At 35.9% G+C, this 1,169-nt stretch carries 2 protein-coding genes; both read right to left on the bottom strand.

What is annotated here, in order from left to right:
• Positions 1–647, bottom strand: a 647-nt coding sequence (locus AC1DRF_RS28795) for a sensor histidine kinase (RefSeq protein WP_477742413.1), incomplete at its 3' end; no start/stop codon positions are given.
• A partial coding sequence (locus AC1DRF_RS28790) for a response regulator transcription factor (RefSeq protein ID WP_477742412.1) occupies positions 644–1,169 on the bottom strand: 526 nt, incomplete at its 5' end. The genes AC1DRF_RS28790 and AC1DRF_RS28795, both read right to left, overlap by 4 nt.

The following is a 1,169-nucleotide window of genomic DNA, read 5'->3' as shown; positions in this document are numbered from 1 at the left end:
CCTATTACCTGTTGAAGCAAACGTTTCATATCGACCTCATTTCGTTGAAGCTGAAGATCAGGACTCGTTAATTTTGTATAGTCGAACAATTCTTCTATTAAATCAGTTAAGTATTTTGCTTTTGAATCAACAATATATAAGTAGCTATATAATGTTTCATCATCCATATTTTCTCTTTTTTTGATTAAATCTAGGTACCCAACGATGGATGTTAACGGCGTACGCAAATCGTGAGATACACTGGATATTAGCTGATTTTTTGTTTGCTCCAGCTCTCGTTCACGATCAAATTTTGTACGAAGCTGCGCAGACATTTTGTTAATGTTTTGACTTAATTCAGCCAGTTCATCTTTTCCTCGTACATGGATGGTTGCGCCTAAATCTCCATTTGAAATTTTTTGAACTTGTTTAGAGATTTCTTTCAGATAACGAATATGAGAACGAATAAGTGCTAAAAAAACAAAAACAAAGACCACAACGGCGATAAAGAAAAGTCCAAACGCCAATACATTATATGCAGGGACATTCATTTTCTCTTCTTGTATATACCTGCTCAAAACAAGCCTAGCAATTAAAATAAAAATTWAATTGGTAGCCAAAAAACTTATAATGATAGCAAAAAGAAGCTTTACACTTATTCTTCTCATATTCTGTATCCTACGCCCCATATGGTTTTAATATAAATTGGCTTTTTCGGATTATCCTCAATTTTTTCGCGAATTTTTGTAATATGAACCATTACGGTATTATCCGATTTAAACGCATCTTCTTGCCATACGGCTTCATATATTTTCCCCATACTCATCACCGTTCCTTTGTGGCGTACCAGCAGCTCTAAAATATCAAACTCTTTTGGTGTTAAACGAATCTCTTGGCCGCGCACAAAGACAAGCCGGGTGCTGCGGTTAATTTCCAAATCGCCAATTTGACTAATATCGCGCTCAGCACGTTCATTGTATTTTTTATAGCGTCTAATTTGTGATTTTACTCGTGCGATGAGCTCGAGAGGATTAAATGGTTTTGTTAAGTAATCATCTGCGCCTGCTGTTAACCCAGAAATCTTGTCCATATCTTCTGACTTAGCCGACAGCATAATAATGGGCATGTTTTTTTCTTCACGTATTTTAAAAGCAGCATCGATTCCATTCATCTGCGGCATCATAATATCT

This window comes from Priestia sp. P5_B4, assembly GCF_056400385.1.
The sequence above is the reverse complement of the archived record's forward strand: the minus strand, read 5'-3'. Positions and strand labels throughout refer to the sequence as shown.